Origin of the sequence: Mesorhizobium sp. M2A.F.Ca.ET.043.02.1.1 (assembly GCF_003952405.1) — a bacterium.
Taxonomy (GTDB): Bacteria; Pseudomonadota; Alphaproteobacteria; order Rhizobiales; family Rhizobiaceae; genus Mesorhizobium.
Window position 1 is genome coordinate 1,479,557 of sequence record NZ_CP034445.1, and the last position, 14,128, is coordinate 1,493,684.

Annotated in this window: 13 protein-coding genes; 10 read left to right on the plus strand and 3 right to left on the minus strand. The window is 65.3% G+C overall.

Annotation, left to right across the window (positions count from 1 at the left end; genetic code table 11):
- The first annotated feature begins 42 nt into the window (after positions 1–42).
- The 10 genes from EJ068_RS07010 to EJ068_RS07055 all read left to right on the plus strand — a co-directional run bounded on the left by EJ068_RS07010 (position 43) and on the right by EJ068_RS07055 (position 10,082).
- Complete coding sequence (locus tag EJ068_RS07010) at positions 43–711, plus strand: response regulator transcription factor (protein ID WP_127250720.1); 669 nt, start codon at positions 43–45, stop codon at positions 709–711.
- Positions 712–904: 193 nt separating this feature from the next.
- Entirely contained in the window at positions 905–2,161 is a 1,257-nt protein-coding gene (locus EJ068_RS07015) for a flagellar hook protein FlgE (RefSeq protein WP_126059611.1), read from the plus strand.
- A 29-nt stretch (positions 2,162–2,190) separates the two neighbouring features.
- Positions 2,191–3,645, plus strand: coding sequence for a flagellar hook-associated protein FlgK (gene flgK, locus EJ068_RS07020; protein ID WP_127250721.1), 1,455 nt, complete (start codon positions 2,191–2,193; stop codon positions 3,643–3,645).
- Positions 3,646–3,648: 3 nt separating this feature from the next.
- Complete coding sequence (locus EJ068_RS07025; protein ID WP_127250722.1) at positions 3,649–4,698, plus strand: flagellar hook-associated family protein; 1,050 nt, start codon at positions 3,649–3,651, stop codon at positions 4,696–4,698.
- A gap of 31 nt (positions 4,699–4,729) precedes the next feature.
- Positions 4,730–5,077 carry a flagellar biosynthesis regulator FlaF gene (flaF, locus tag EJ068_RS07030; protein WP_042640513.1) on the plus strand — a complete coding sequence of 116 codons (348 nt, stop codon included), beginning with the start codon at positions 4,730–4,732 and terminating at the stop codon, positions 5,075–5,077.
- Positions 5,074–5,511 (plus strand): flagellar biosynthesis repressor FlbT, encoded by a 438-nt coding sequence (gene flbT / locus EJ068_RS07035; protein WP_127250723.1) that lies wholly within the window; start codon positions 5,074–5,076, stop codon positions 5,509–5,511. Before flaF ends, flbT begins: the two co-directional genes overlap by 4 nt.
- Position 5,512: 1 nt before the next feature.
- Positions 5,513–5,920 carry a flagellar hook assembly protein FlgD gene (gene flgD, locus EJ068_RS07040; protein ID WP_126059607.1) on the plus strand — a complete coding sequence of 136 codons (408 nt, stop codon included), beginning with the start codon at positions 5,513–5,515 and terminating at the stop codon, positions 5,918–5,920.
- A 72-nt stretch (positions 5,921–5,992) separates the two neighbouring features.
- Entirely contained in the window at positions 5,993–6,259 is a 267-nt protein-coding gene (fliQ, locus tag EJ068_RS07045; RefSeq protein WP_040989996.1) for a flagellar biosynthesis protein FliQ, read from the plus strand.
- Between the two features lie 163 nt (positions 6,260–6,422).
- Entirely contained in the window at positions 6,423–8,288 is a 1,866-nt protein-coding gene (gene asnB / locus EJ068_RS07050) for an asparagine synthase (glutamine-hydrolyzing) (protein WP_127250724.1), read from the plus strand.
- Positions 8,289–8,438: 150 nt separating this feature from the next.
- Positions 8,439–10,082 (plus strand): MFS transporter, encoded by a 1,644-nt coding sequence (locus EJ068_RS07055; protein WP_129554501.1) that lies wholly within the window; start codon positions 8,439–8,441, stop codon positions 10,080–10,082.
- A 12-nt stretch (positions 10,083–10,094) separates the two neighbouring features.
- Here the strand turns inward: EJ068_RS07055 and EJ068_RS07060 are convergent, their stop codons facing one another.
- The 3 genes from EJ068_RS07060 to EJ068_RS07070 all read right to left on the minus strand — a co-directional run bounded on the left by EJ068_RS07060 (position 10,095) and on the right by EJ068_RS07070 (position 14,109).
- Positions 10,095–11,480: an FAD-binding oxidoreductase gene (locus EJ068_RS07060; protein WP_127250726.1), complete on the minus strand. Its 1,386-nt coding sequence runs from the start codon at positions 11,478–11,480 to the stop codon at positions 10,095–10,097.
- Positions 11,481–11,673: 193 nt separating this feature from the next.
- Positions 11,674–13,455 carry a chloride channel protein gene (locus tag EJ068_RS07065; protein WP_127250727.1) on the minus strand — a complete coding sequence of 594 codons (1,782 nt, stop codon included), beginning with the start codon at positions 13,453–13,455 and terminating at the stop codon, positions 11,674–11,676.
- Positions 13,456–13,809: 354 nt separating this feature from the next.
- A complete protein-coding gene (locus tag EJ068_RS07070; RefSeq protein ID WP_127250728.1) occupies positions 13,810–14,109 on the minus strand; it encodes a putative quinol monooxygenase in 300 nt (99 codons plus the stop codon).
- Positions 14,110–14,128: the final 19 nt, after the last annotated feature.

A 14,128-nucleotide genomic window follows, 5' to 3' on the forward strand; every position in this document is an offset into this window, starting at 1 on the left:
CTTTCCCCACGGGGCAAATGAATTGATTCGGAGGGCGGGCCGATGATCGTGATCGTTGACGAGCGGGAGCTCGTGACAGAGGGCTACTCTTCACTTTTCGATCGCGAGGGCGTGGCCACGGCCGGTTTCGCGCCAGGCGAATTCGGCGAATGGGTGAGCTCCGCCGCCGACACCGATCTCAGATCCGTCAGGGCCTTTCTCATCGGCGACTGCCGCGAGGGCGCAATATCGGCGCGCCAGATCCGCGACCGGACCGGCGCACCGGTGATCGCGCTCAGCGAACATCACTCGCTCGAACATACGCTGCGCCTGTTCGAAAGCGGCGTCGACGATGTCGTCCGCAAGCCTGTCCATATCCGCGAGATTCTCGCCCGCATCACCGCCATTCGCCGCCGCGGCTCCGAAGAGGCCGCCTACACCGAAGTCGGCTCGATGCGCATCTTCATGGATGGCCGCGATCCGGAGATCGACGGCGAGCCGCTGCCGCTGCCGCGGCGCGAGCGGCGCATCCTGGAATATCTGGCCAGCAACCGCGGCCGGCGAGTGACCAAGACACAGGTCTTCAACGCCATCTACGGCATCTTCGACGAAGAGGTCGAGGAGAACGTGGTGGAGAGCCACATCTCGAAGCTGCGCAAGAAGCTGCGTGAGAAGCTCGGCCACGACCCGATCGATTCCAAGCGGTTCCTCGGCTACCGGCTGGTGTTTTGATGGCCGTCCTAGAGCATGATCCCGAAAAGTGGGAAGCGGTTTTCGGACCAAGATCATGCTCCAACAAAGAGTTTGGGCGTGATGGCGATTCAACGAAACGCCATCACGTCCAAGGCACATCCCGCGCCAGCCTCGCGCAAGACACGAGGCATAGTTTTGTGGCCTCCTACCCAGGCACTGCGGAGATCCATCGATGAGCCTCTACGGAATGATGCGGACCGGCGTTTCCGGTATGAACGCGCAGGCCAACCGCTTGTCCACGGTGGCCGACAACATCGCCAACTCCGACACCACCGGCTACAAGCGCTCTTCGGCCGAGTTCTCGTCCTTGATCATGCCCGGCACCGGCGGCGCCTATAATTCGGGCGGCGTGACGACGACGATCCGCTCGGCCGTCAGCACCCAGGGCGTCATGACCTACACCACTTCGGTGTCGGATCTTGCCGTCAACGGCGACGGCTTCTTCGTCGTGCAGGACGCCGGCGGCACCCCCTATCTGACCCGCGCCGGCTCGTTCGTCCCGGATGCGCAAGGCCGGCTGGTCAATGCCGCTGGCTACCAGCTCATGGCTTACGATTATGCCAACGGCGATCCGGCGGCGACCGCCAACGGTTTCGAGGGCCTGGTGCCGGTGCAGATCTCCGACCAGGAAATGACGGCGACGCCGAGCACGAGCGGAATATTCAGCGGCAACTTGCCGGCAGGCGCGACTCCGGTCGCGGCCGGCAGTCTGCCCTCCACCAACAGCGCGACCGCCCAGTACACGTCGAAAACCTCGCTGGTCGCCTACGACAATCTCGGCAACAAGAAGCTGCTCGACGTCTATTTCACCAACACCGGCGCCGGCACCTGGCAGGTCGCGGTCTTCGACCAGTCGAAGGCGACCCCGGGCACCTCGTTCCCCTATACGGGGGGCATGCTGGGATCGGCCAACCTCACCTTCGACACCACCACCGGCAAGCTCACCGGCGCGACCACGGGCGTTTCCTTCACGGTTCCGGGCGGCCAGACCCTCAACCTCGATCTCTCCAAGCTGACCCAGCTCGGCACCGGCTTCACCGTCGCCGACGCCAAGGTCAACGGCAACGCGCCGAGCTCTATCCAGAAGGTGCAGATCGGCCAGGACGGCGTCATCTACGCGCAGTTCGCGGACGGCTCGACCAAGGCGCTTTACAAGATCCCGCTTGCCGATGTTCAGAGTCCCGACAACCTCACCGCCATGCCCGGCAACGTCTATGTGCAGAGCACCGATTCCGGCGCGGTCCATATCGGCTTTGCCAATGAGGGCAAGCTCGGCTCCATCGTCTCCGGGGCGCTTGAAAATTCCAACGTCGATATCGCCGAGGAACTGACCAACATGATTGCGGCGCAGCGCAGCTACACCGCCAATTCCAAGGTCTTCCAGACCGGCTCGGACCTGATGGACGTCCTCGTCAACCTGAAGAGATAACCGACGGGCGCCGCCCGTGAAAGATCAGCATGTCGCTTTCCTCCGCACTAAGCATTGCCCAGTCGGCGCTTCTGGCCACCTCCAAGCAGACCAGCGTCGTATCGCGCAATGTGGCCGATGCCTCGAACCCGGACTATACCCGCCGCATCGCCGTGGTGACCAGCACGGCGCCCGGCGCCAGAATGGTGGAAATCCAGCGTACCGCCAATGATCTGCTGTTTCGGCAGAACCTCCAGGCTCTGTCGGCATGGAGCGGCCAAAGCGCGCTTTACGACGGCATGGATCAGCTCGATCTGTCGGTCAACGGGGTCGACAACGCGTCATCGCCCTCGACGGCGATCGCCAACCTGCAGAAAGCCCTGCAGCTCTACGCCACAACGCCGTCGAACCAGAACCTTGGCACCAGCGTCGTCGACGCCGCCAAGCAGGTGGTGAATTCGCTGAACAGCGGCACCCAGGCGATCCAGGATTTCCGCACCCAGGCGGACAGCCAGATCGCCACCGCCGTCGACGATCTCAACTCGCTGCTCAGCCAGTTCCAGGACGCCAACAGGGCCGTCATCTCGGGCACACGCTCGGGCACGGACGTGTCCGACGCGCTCGACCAGCGCGACGCGCTTTTGAAGAAGATATCGGAATATGTCCCGGTCTCGACCTTCACGCGCGGCGACAACGACATGGTCGTTACCACCAAGGACGGCACGACGCTGTTCGAGACCGTGCCGCGCTCGGTGACCTTCACGCCGTCGTCCGGCTATTCGGCCGGCACGCCCGGCAACACGATCTATATCGACAACGTGCCGGTTTCCGCGGGCACCGGCGACAACACCACCGCCGATGGCAAGCTGGCGGGCCTGTTGAAGCTGCGCGACGGCGTCGCCTCGACCATGCAGAGCCAGCTCGACGAAATCGCGCGCGGCCTGATCACGGCATTTGCCGAGACCGCGCCGTCGCAGCCCAACGCGACCGGCCTGTTCACATGGCCCGGCGCGCCGGCAATTCCGCCCGCCAGCACCCTGGTCGACGGCCTCGCCGGGTCGATCAGCGTCAACGACGCCTTTGATCCGAGCGCCGGCGGCAATCCCGCGCTGCTGCGCGACGGCGGCGCCAACGGCGCCGCCTATGTCGCCAACACCGGCGGCGGCGCATCCTATGCGGACCTGCTGATCGGTTACGGCAACAAGCTGGATCAGCCGATGGCCTTCGATACGTCCACCGGCATTGCCGTCAGCTCCGGCGTCTCCGACTATGCGGCTAACGCCATCGGCTGGTTCGAAGGCGTGCGCCAGCAGGCTTCGACCAATGCCGACAACAAGCAGGCGCTGGCCGCACGCACGGCCGAGGCGCTGTCCAACGACACCGGGGTCAATATCGATCAGGAGATGTCCCTGCTTCTCGACCTCGAGCACACCTATCAGGCATCGGCGCATATGATGAAGACGGTGGGCGACATGCTGGATTCCCTGTTGGCGGCGGTGGGATAATTCATGAAAGCGACAGGCGTTTCCTCGGCTGCCATATCCAACGCGCTGCGCTACCAGCAGGCGAAGATGCAGGCGGAGCTCATCAAGGCGACCAAGGAATCACAGACCGGCACGGTCGCCGATATCGGCCTGGCGCTCGGCAGCCGCACCACCCAGGCCGTCACCTTCCAGCGCGACCTCGACCGATTGAACGGCATTGTCGATTCCAACGCGCTCGTCTCGGCCCGCCTGAAATCGACCCAGGATTCGCTCGGCCAGATCGCCGCCAGCGCGCAGAGCTTCCTGTCCGCACTGACCAGCGGCGTGTCGGGCGACTCCTCGACCAGCATCCTGCGGACCGCCGGCGCCTCGGCGCTGCAGCAGATGACCGGCATCCTCAACACCAGCGTCAACGGCGAATATCTGTTTGCCGGCACCAACACCGACGTCAAGCCGATCGACGATTTCAACGCCGCCGGCTCGCCGGCCAAGGCGGCGTTCGACGCCGCTTTCACCAGCTATTTCGGCTTTGCCCAGACCGACCCGGCTGCGGCCAACATCACCGCCGCGCAGATGGATAACTTCATCACCACGCAGGTCGAGCCGCAATTCCTGGGCTCCGGCTGGCAGGCCAACTGGTCGAGCGCCACCGACGAGCAGATCACCAGCCGCATTTCGCTCAACGAGACCACCCAGACCTCGATCAGCGCCAACGACCAAGGTATCCGCAAGCTCGCCATGGCGGCCGCCATGGTCAGCAGCCTGATGACGGGCAGCATCAGCGAGGCCGCGCAGAACGCGGTCGTCAGCCGCGCGCAGGCGCTGGTCGGCGAAGCCATCGGCGGCATCACCCAGATACGGGCCGAAACAGGCATTGCCCAGCAACGGGTGTCCGATGCCAGCGACCGCATGAAGACCCAGGTCGACCTCTTCGAGAAGCATATCCTTGATCTCGAAGGTGTCGATCCCACGGAAGCGGCGACCCGCGTGGCCGACCTGACACAGCATATCGAGACATCCTTTGCCTTGACCGCGCGTTTGCAGCAGCTCAGCCTGCTCAACTATCTGACTTGAACACGTAAACCGGAACGCCAGAGCGCCGACGATGTATCAATTCTCCTACGCCGACATCCAGACCGACTCCGTCGCCGACGCCAAGGACCGGGAGCGGCAGCTGCTCACCCGCTCGATCGACATGCTGGCGGCGGCGGCCGCGGTCGGCACCGACTCCATGGAGGCGGTCGAGGCGCTGCATTTCACCAACCGCATCTGGACCACCTTCGTCGAGGATCTCGGCTCCAGCGACAACGCGCTCCCCAAGGAGCTGCGCGCCAACCTGATCTCCATCGGCCTGTGGCTGCTGCGCGAGACCGAGGACATCCGCCAGGGCCGCACCAACAATTTCGAAGGATTGATCGAGGTCTCCCAGATCATCCGAGACGGCATCCAATGACCAACACGCTGAAGATCTCGCTGAAGCCCAACGAGAAGATCTACATCAACGGCGCTGTCATCCGCGTCGACCGCAAGGTCACCATCGAGCTGATGAACGATGTGCAGTTCCTGCTCGAAAGCCATGTCATCCAGGCCGACCAGGCCTCGACGCCGCTCAGGCAGCTCTATTTCATCGTGCAGATCATGCTGATCAACCCGGCGGGCGCCGCGGAGGCGCGCGACATGTTCCGCCGTTCGCTGCCGATGCTGATCGCGAGCTTCGACAACCAGGACATCTGCAACAGGCTGAAGCAGATCGACCGCATGGTCGGCGAGGACGAGATCTACGAGGCGCTGAAGGGGATCCGCGCGCTCTATCCGCTCGAGCGCAAGGCGCTCGAAGACACTGACGAGATTTCCGAAGCGCCCCGCGCACTGGCCGTAGGAGCATAAGATGGCCGTCGACATGACGACAACGATCCCGGTTGGCGCCAACCAGGCCAGCCAGCAGACCTCGAAGACGGCGGTGGACTACCAGTCGTTCCTGAAGCTCCTGATCGCCGAGATGAAGAACCAGGATCCAACCAAGCCGATGGATTCCACGCAATATGTCGCGCAGCTCGCCACCTTCTCCCAGGTCGAGCAGTCGGTGCAGACCAACACCAAGCTCGACCAGATCATGCAGTCATCGGCGCTCTCGCAGGCCGACGCGCTGATCGGCCGCTCGATCACCTCGGCCGACGGCAAGACCACCGGCACGGTGGCTTCGGTGACGCTCTCCAGCAACGGTCTGATCGCCGTGCTGCAGGATGGCACCAAGGTCCCGGTCGGCGCCGGCGTCTCGATCAAGCCGGCCAGCTAAAGACCTAAAGCGCATGGAGCGAATCCGAAGGATCGCGGCGCGCTTTAGTCTGACCGCTGGGGATGTGCCCGCATGAATGAGGCCGATGCCCTCGATATCGTCCAGTACGCGGTGTGGACGGTTCTCACCGCTTCCGCCCCCGTGGTGCTGGTGGCGATGGTGGTCGGCATCGGCATCGCCCTCATCCAGGCGCTGACCCAGATCCAGGAAATCACGCTGACCTTCGTGCCGAAGATCGTCGCCATCATGCTCGTGGTGGCGCTGACCGGCCCATTCATCGGCAGCCAGATATCGGCCTTCACCAACGTTATCTTCGAGCGCATCGAACACGGCTTCTGACGCGATGCCGCAGCGAACCTCCGGCGGTCCGTTTGCAAGCCGCGGGATCGCTTGCGGTGGCCTTCTTTGCGGCTAGATTGTAGCCGTGCCGGTATCGGCCGGCGTCTTTGTCGCAAACGGCGATTCAGGAAGCGATGCATCAAGCAAGAACGGCCGGCGGGCCATGTGCGGAATAGCCGGCGTCTGGCGAAAGCGCGATCCGATCGGGAGCGGCGATCTTTCCGATGTCGCGCGCATGATGCAGGCATTGGCGCATCGCGGTCCCGACGACCACGGCAACTGGAACAACGCCCGCTTGGCGCTCGGGCATCGCCGGCTGACCATCATCGACCCCTCACCCGCCGCGCGCGAGCCGATGCTGACCGCATCCGGCGACGGCGTGCTGTGCTACAATGGCGAGGTCTATAATTTTCGCGCGCTACGCAAGACGCTGGAGGAGGAAGGCCTGACCTTCCGCACGGTGTCCGACACCGAAGTGGTGCTTCAGGCCCTGCATCACTGGGGCCCGCAGAAAGCGGTGCCGCTGTTCGACGGCATGTTCTCCTTCGCCTATTTCGATGCCCGCGACGGGGCCTTGTGGCTTGCCCGTGACAGGCTCGGCATCAAGCCATTGTCGGTCGCCGACACCGGCGAGCGCTTGCTGTTTGCCTCCGAGGACAAGGCGATTCTCGCCTGCCATGACTTTGCGCGCCGGATCGACACGCGCGAGCTGACATTGCGGCTGGCCTGGCAGAGCCGCGATTCCAGCTACAGCGTCTTTGACGGCATAGAACGGCTGCCGCCCGCCGGTCTCTGGAAGATTGCCAGCGTTGGCATCGAGAAGCGCCGCTTTTGGCATGTCCTCGATGTGATCTCGACGGTGCGCATCGCCCAAGACAAGACATCCGACGCCGAGCACATGGCGACGCTCGAGAGGCTGCTGGAGGAGAGTGTCGAGCTGCATTGCATCGCTGACACCAGCGTGGCCACCGCCTGCAGCGGCGGCGTCGATTCCGGCCTGATCACCGCGCTCGCCAAGCGCTTCAGGCCGGAGCTGCACGGCTATGTCATCGACCAGAAGCTCGGCCGTAGCGAGGCGCCGGACGCCGAACGCACCGGCCGCCATATCGGTATCGGCCTGCGCCGGGTTCCTTTCGACAGGGAGCGGTTCCTCGAGTTCTGGCCGCGTGCGGTCTGGCACCTCGAGACCGACGGCTGGCATGCCAGCCACGCGGCGCTGCTGGCGCTTGCCGAGCAGTGCCGCGCCGACGGCGTCAAAGTGCTGCTCACCGGCGAGGGCTCCGACGAGCTTTTCGGCGGCTACAAATGGCAGGCATCGACAATGCGGCTCTGGCGCCACTCCTGGCTGCAGCGCCTGTTCCGCTCGAAGGCAAGACGCGACCGCAAATTCGCCGAACTGCGCCGCGCACCGTTCCGCAACTCGATCGGCCGCGGCTCGCCCTCCGAGCGCAGCATGGCGCTCAGAGCCCTGTCGCCCGAGTTGAATTTCCTGCAGACGAAGCTGTTCGACAGGCTGGACGGCGTCACGCCGCTCGACGACCGCGCCTTCCTGGCAAGCTGCTTCTACGACCTGTACTCGCATCTGCAGGACCTGCTGCACAGGCACGATCGGCTGAGCATGGCGGCGTCCGTCGAGCTCAGGGTGCCGTTCCTCGAGAACCGGCTCATCGACTTCGCCCTTCACCTGCCGCGCCGTCAGAAATACCGCGACGGAACCGGCAAGTGGCTGCTGAAGAAGGTCGCCGAACACCATCTCCCGCGCGAAAACATTCGTGCGGCAAAGATCGGCTTCGACATGGCCGATGCTTTTTCGGCCGGCACGCAAGAGCTGCTGCGCGGCGGTCTGCTCCGCGACGCGATGAAATGGTCGTCCTCCGAATTGGACGACCTGATCGACATGGCAAGAAGCCAGGAAACGTCGCGCCTGCGGCTCGTCGGCATGGAAATGCTGCTCAGGCTCTACATGCGCGGCGACACCACAGGCGACCTGACCGAGGCCCTGCACGCCGAGACGAGAGGCGAAAAATAGCCCGGGGTTGGTCCAGACCGGCGAGATGCTTGGTTTAAAGCTTCGCCGACGCATTTTCGCCTTTGCCATCCTGTTGTTGGGTCTCACTCTTTGGCGAGTCGCCGGCCTCTTCGGGCGCGGCGAGCCTCGATAGCGGACGAAGGCCCAACCATGATCGACGACGAGCCGGAAAGCGAACGCGTCTCCGCGCTGGCGCCGTTCCGGCACGGCATCTTCCGAGCCGTCTGGGCGGCCAGCCTGGTGTCGAATTTCGGCGGCCTGATCCAGGGCGTGGGCGCCGCCTGGATGATGACCACGATTGCCACCTCGTCCTACCAGGTGGCGCTGGTCCAGGCCTCGACCACCTTGCCGATCATGCTGTTCGCGCTGGTCGCCGGCGCCATTGCCGACAGCTTCAACCGCCGCAAGGTGATGCTGGTGGCGCAGACCTTCATGCTGGTCGTCTCGGCGCTGCTCACCTTGTTCACCTGGCAAGGCTGGATGACGCCGTGGACGCTGCTGGCCTTCACCTTCCTGATCGACAGCGGCACGGCGCTGAACAGCCCGTCATGGCAGGCCTCGGTCGGCGACATGGTGCCGCGCGCCAAGGTGCCGGCGGCGGTCGCACTCAATTCGCTGGGCTTCAACATCACCCGCAGCGTCGGCCCGGCCATCGGTGGCGTCATCGTCGCCGCCGCGGGTGCCGCGGCCGCCTTCGCCGCCAACGCCATCAGCTATATCGGCCTGATCGTCGTGCTCGCCCGCTGGAAGCCGGCGCTGCCCGAGCAGACCCTGCCGCGCGAGTCGCTGGGCGCGGCGATGGGAGCGGGCCTGCGCTATGTCGCCATGTCGCCCAACATCGCCAAGGTGCTGGTCCGCGGCTCTGCCTTCGGCTTCAGCGCCGGCGCGGTGCTCGCGCTTCTTCCGCTGGTGGCGCGCGACGTCGTCAAGGGTGACGCGCTGACCTACGGCATCATGCTCGGCGCCTTCGGCATCGGCGCGGTCGGCGGCGCGCTGATCAGCGTGCGGCTCAGGCAATTGCTGTCGAGCGAGGTGATGGTGCGCATGGCCTTTGCCGGCTTCGCGCTTTGCGCCCTCAACGCCGCCATCAGCCACAATGGCTGGCAGACATCAGCGGGCCTGCTCATCGGCGGCGCCTGCTGGGTGATCGCGCTCTCGCATTTCAACGTCACCGTGCAGATGTCGACGCCGCGCTGGGTGGTCGGCCGCGTGCTGTCGATCTACCAGACGGCGACCTTCGGCGGCATCGCGCTGGGCAGCTGGATCTGGGGCGTCGTCGCCGACGCGCATGGGGCGGAGACCGCGCTGATCGCGGCGGCGATCGCCATGCTTGCCGGCGGTGCCATCGGCTTCGTCCTGCCGTTGCCGAAGCAGACGGTTCTCAACCTCGATCCGCTCAACCGCTTCAAGGAGCCGACGCTGTCGCTCGATCTCAAGCCGCGCAGCGGCCCGATCGCCGTCATGATCGAGTACATCATCCGCGAGGACGACGTGCCGGAATTCCTAGCGACCATGGCAGAGCGCGGCCGCATCCGCCGCCGCGACGGCGCCCGCAACTGGACGCTCGCGCGGGATCTCGAAGATCCGTCGGTCTGGATCGAGCACTACCACACGCCGACCTGGGTCGAGTACATCCGCCACAACCGCCGCGCCACCCATGCCGACGCTGTGGTCGGCGAACGCATCCGCGCGCTGCACAGCGGCGAGAACCCGCCGCGCGTACGCCGCATGATCGAGCGCCCGACCACCGCTGGCACAGCGCTTGTCTCGCCTAAGGGGCCGATCGATCACTGATCTTCTGGCCGATCAATGGCCTGTGATGCTGTCGGCGAGGGCGGCCAGCCTTGACGTGTGGCCGAGCCCCGCCGCCTCGCGCTGGTCGGCGATGCGGTAGAGCTGATACATCGAATGCACGCCCAGCCAGCGGAACGGCTCCGGCTCCCAGGGCCGCACCTTGCGGTTGACCCAGGGCAGCCGCGTGAGTTCGGTATCCTGGCCAAGCACCAGATCGGTCAGCGTGCGCCCGGAGAGGTTTGAGCTCGACACGCCGAGCCCGACATAGCCGCCGGCCCAGCCGATGCGCGTCGCCGGGTCGAGCCCCACCGTCGTGCACCAGTCACGCGGCACGCCGAGCACGCCGCACCAGGCGTGATCGATGCGGCACCCCGCGGTCTGCGGCAACAGCGTGGTCAAGATCGTGTGCAGCTGGTCAATCGTTGCCTGCTGTGTCTGGCCGTTGATGTCGGTGCGCGAGCCGTAGCGATAAGGCACGCCGCGCCCGCCCATGGTGATACGTCCTTCGCGTGTGCGCTGGGCATAGCAATAGGCATGCGCGGCATTGCCGAGCAGCTCGTGCCCCTGCCAACCGATCTTGTGCCAGAGCTCTTCCGGCAGCGGCTCGGTGACGATCTGCGCGCTGTTGAGCGCCAGCCAGGTCCGTTCTTCCCCTGGGATGCCGGCCGTGAACCCTTCGGTGGCGCGGATGATGGTTTCGGCCCGCACCGTGCCGCGGTCCGTGGCCACGATGCCCTTGGCAATGGCGGTGACCGTTGTCTTCTCATAGATGGAAACGCCGAGACGCTCGACCGCCGCCGCGAGCCCGCGCACCAGCTTGGCCGGCTGCACGCGCGCCTGGCCGCGGATGACGAAGCCACCCATGACATTGCGGATGTTGATGCGCGCCCGTGTCGCCTCGGCGTCAAGCAGCTCGATCCGTTCGGGATCGGCATCCCAGGAGCGGGTCGTCTCGCATTCCTCGCGCACGCGCTCCAGCTGCGCCGGATTGGTGGCGACCGTCAGATTGTCGACGCGGCGGATATCGGCATCGATGCCCTCTTCCGTCGCCACCCGGATGACCTCGTCGACGCAGCCGGCCATCGCCTGCTGCATGGCGGTGACGCCCGGGCGTGTCGAGGTCTTCAGATATTTCTCGCGCGACCAGCCGAAACCGCCCGACAGCCAGCCGCCATTGCGCCCCGAGGCGCCGAAGCCGGCGAACTCCCGTTCGACGAGCACGATGCGCAGCGATGGCTTCGCCTTCTTCAGATAGTAGGCCGTCCAAAGCCCGGTATAGCCCGCGCCGACGATCGCGACATCCGCCTCGATGTCGCCTGGCAAAGGCGGACACGGCGCGGGGATGCCGCCCAGATCCGCATACCAGAACGAGATGTCGCCGTTGCGCTTGACTTGCATGGGATGGCTTCCAGGAGTGACGTCTTAGAGACCGTTTCGAAATTCGCTTCGGCGAGTCATATGGTGGTGGTTTCGAGAACCGGAGCGGAGCGGACATTCGGGTCCGTGAGCACCGGAAGCGCAGAAAACGCCATCAGATGGCCGGCGGAGTGGATTTCCAAACGGCCTCTTATTGGCCGGGCTGTCGATCGGGTCAACCTTCGCCCGACAGATCGCGCCGCGCCTTGTCGAGCTCCTCGGCATAGCGGCGCATCAGATGGCTTTCGGTGAGCAGGCCAAGGACGATGCGCTCATCAAAATCCTCCACCACCGCCAGTTCTTCGGCGCCGGTGCGCTGGAACGTCTCGGCCGCGGTCTGGACATTCATCGAGGGCACCAGCACGGCGTCCTTGAACTGGGCCAGCGCGCTCACCGGCGTATCGCCGTCGGAACGATCGCTGTGCAGTTCCGGCACCAGCAGCATGCCGACATATTGGTCGGCATGCTCGACGGCAATGACGCGCTGGGCGGAGCCGAGCGGGACCTCCTTGCGGAATTCCGAGAGCGTCGTCGAGGCGGGAATGGTGCGGACGTCCTTGCGCATCATGGAGCCGACGGTGAGGCTGCGCATCCAGCCGACGTCATGAGCGCTGCGGATCGTCTCGCCGCGCAGATGGAAGCGCCAGGTCGAGAAGGAGTAGCCGAAGGTCTCGCGCACCAGGATCGCCGACATGATCGAGGCCGCCAGCACGACGCCGGTAAGCGTCAGGTCGCGGGTCGATTCCAGCGCCAGGAACGTCATGGTCAGCGGGCCGCCGACGACGCCGACCGCAAGCGAGGTCATGCCGACGACGGCGGCGACCGCCGGGTCGATGCCCGCGGACGGCGCGGTCATCGCCATGACGCCCGCGAAGACCTTGCCGAGCAGCGCGCCCAGGAACAGCGAGGCGAAGAACAGGCCGCCGCGGAAGCCCGAGCCGAGCGAGATGGCGGAGGCCGCCAGCTTCATCACGAAGACGCTCGCCACGACCGGCAGCGCGTAGTTCATGGCGAACTCGCGGTGCAACGCGCCATGGCCGCTCGAAAGCACCTGCGGCGTGACCAGCCCGAGCAGACCGACGAAGATGCCGCCGATGAACGGCCTGACCGACGCGTCGATCGCCAACCGCACGAAGACGCGCTCGACGATGCTGACCAGATGCATGATGGCGATCGAGGCGGCGCCGCCAAGCAGGCCCAGCAGCAGGAACGGCACATATTCGCTGGCGGTCAAATTCGGCAGGCCCGACAATTCCAGCGGAAACGGCACGCCGCCGAACATTTCCGCCGTCAGCGACGCCGAGATCGCCGCCGTCATCACCGGCGCCACATTGGCGACCGAGTAGATGCCGATGACCAGCTCGAAACCGTAGAAGGCGCCGGTCAGCGGCGCATCGAAAGCGGCGGCGATGGCGCCGGCCGCGCCGCAGCCGACCAGGATGCGCACATCGTTGCGGCGCAGCCGGAAGGCGCGGGCAAGCCTGGAAGCGATACCGGAGCCGATCTGCGTGTAGCCGGCTTCCAATCCAACCGAGGCGCCGAAGCCGGAGGAAATCATCGTCTGCGCCACGATGATGAACGTGTCGGTGAGCGACATGCGCCCGCCATAGAGCGCGTTCGCCTCGATCGGGTCGACCGGCGTGCGGAACTTGCGCTTTCTGAGCCAAATGACGGAAAGCCCGAGCAGCAGGCCGCCGATCGCCGGGAACATCGCCTGCACCGGATCGGCGAGCGAGAACATCGCCGAAAGCCGGCCGCCCGGCTGCACGTCGAACAGCAGATAGTGCATGCCTTGCACCAGCGCGCTCATGCCGGTGACCAGCGCGCCCGCGATGGCGCCGACCATGCCGGCCATCAGCACGATGACGATGCCGCGCGCCTCGAGCACGGGGATCGAGCTGATCAGCACCGCGCGAAGCCGGCGGGCGAAGACTTGTGGGTCGTTTCTGGCAGGCAACGGAACGGCTCGCCGGTATGCGAAAGAAAAGACTGCCGTGCCTGATACGCGCGGCGGCTTTGCGTGGCAATCGCAATGCCGACCGCATGTGGCGCCAATTTGGCGTTGCGCGAATTAGCGTTAAGAAGGCTTCCGCCGCGACAAAGGCAATAGATTTAATCAGCTGCCGGGATGGTCAGCGGGCCGCCGTTGTCCTCCGCGACCAAGATCGCCAGCAGCTCGGCCGGCTCGGCCGCGCCGGCGTTCTCGGCGAAGGCGTGGATCGCGCCCGGCGCTTCGAACCAGGTCTGGCCCTGAGTGTAGGTAACCGCCTGACTGCCCTCCTACGCGACCTTAGCCAGAAAGCCGAGGCTCTCAAGTCGGCGCGCCGCCATCCGTCTCGAAAAGCGTAAGCTTGCGGTCGCCGATGCCGAGCTCAGCCCAGCTCGCGCGCCACTCGGCGATATGCGCCGATTTGAAATGCGCTTCGAGCGCGGCGCGGTCGCTCCAGGCTTCCGAAACATGGATGAGCCCGGCATCCAGCACATCCTGCGCATAGGAATAGTGGAGGCAGCCCGGCTCGGCGCGGCTCGCCAGGATCATTCGCTGCATCGCCGGCTTTGCCTGTTCGAACCTTTCGGCCGGCAGTCGAACCGTGCCGGTGATCAGAAGCATTTGCCATCCTTTCGCAAGA

Coding starts and splice junctions, on each gene's coding strand:
- fliQ (WP_040989996.1), top strand. CDS start 5,993: ATGAATGAGGCCGATGCCCTCGATATCGTCCAGTACGCGGTGTGGACG.
- EJ068_RS07015 (WP_126059611.1), top strand. CDS start 905: ATGAGCCTCTACGGAATGATGCGGACCGGCGTTTCCGGTATGAACGCG.
- flgK (WP_127250721.1), top strand. CDS start 2,191: ATGTCGCTTTCCTCCGCACTAAGCATTGCCCAGTCGGCGCTTCTGGCC.
- flaF (WP_042640513.1), top strand. CDS start 4,730: ATGTATCAATTCTCCTACGCCGACATCCAGACCGACTCCGTCGCCGAC.
- flbT (WP_127250723.1), top strand. CDS start 5,074: ATGACCAACACGCTGAAGATCTCGCTGAAGCCCAACGAGAAGATCTAC.
- EJ068_RS07060 (WP_127250726.1), bottom strand. CDS start 11,480: ATGCAAGTCAAGCGCAACGGCGACATCTCGTTCTGGTATGCGGATCTG.
- EJ068_RS07070 (WP_127250728.1), bottom strand. CDS start 14,109: ATGCTTCTGATCACCGGCACGGTTCGACTGCCGGCCGAAAGGTTCGAA.
- EJ068_RS07055 (WP_129554501.1), top strand. CDS start 8,439: ATGATCGACGACGAGCCGGAAAGCGAACGCGTCTCCGCGCTGGCGCCG.
- flgD (WP_126059607.1), top strand. CDS start 5,513: ATGGCCGTCGACATGACGACAACGATCCCGGTTGGCGCCAACCAGGCC.
- asnB (WP_127250724.1), top strand. CDS start 6,423: ATGTGCGGAATAGCCGGCGTCTGGCGAAAGCGCGATCCGATCGGGAGC.
- EJ068_RS07025 (WP_127250722.1), top strand. CDS start 3,649: ATGAAAGCGACAGGCGTTTCCTCGGCTGCCATATCCAACGCGCTGCGC.
- EJ068_RS07010 (WP_127250720.1), top strand. CDS start 43: ATGATCGTGATCGTTGACGAGCGGGAGCTCGTGACAGAGGGCTACTCT.